This is a genomic window from Asticcacaulis sp. AC460 (genome assembly GCF_000495795.1).
Classification (GTDB): domain Bacteria; phylum Pseudomonadota; class Alphaproteobacteria; order Caulobacterales; family Caulobacteraceae; genus Asticcacaulis.
The window spans coordinates 1-204 of the sequence record NZ_AWGD01000089.1 but is presented as its reverse complement, the minus strand read 5'-3'; the positions used below and the strand labels follow the sequence as shown (position 1 = coordinate 204).

Below are 204 nucleotides of genomic sequence, written 5' to 3'. Positions count from 1 at the left end.
GAGCGCCAGCAGATGGCTGTCGTCGACATGGGTGGTGAAAGCGACGCGCGTTCCGTCGGCCGACAGGGCGATCTTTTCGATGCGCGCCGCCTTGACGAACATGTCCAGCGGCGGCAGCGGATCGGCGGCCGCCGGCCGCACGCGGATACGGCCCTTGACCACGACGGGCGCGTCCTGGTGTTCCGCAGCCTGGGCCCCTAAGGG

The 204-nt window shown here is 70.1% G+C and carries 1 protein-coding gene; it reads right to left on the bottom strand.

Annotated elements, in window-relative coordinates:
• The coding region (locus ABAC460_RS50320) for a hypothetical protein (protein ID WP_035426725.1) at positions 1-204 on the bottom strand (204 nt) is incomplete at both ends.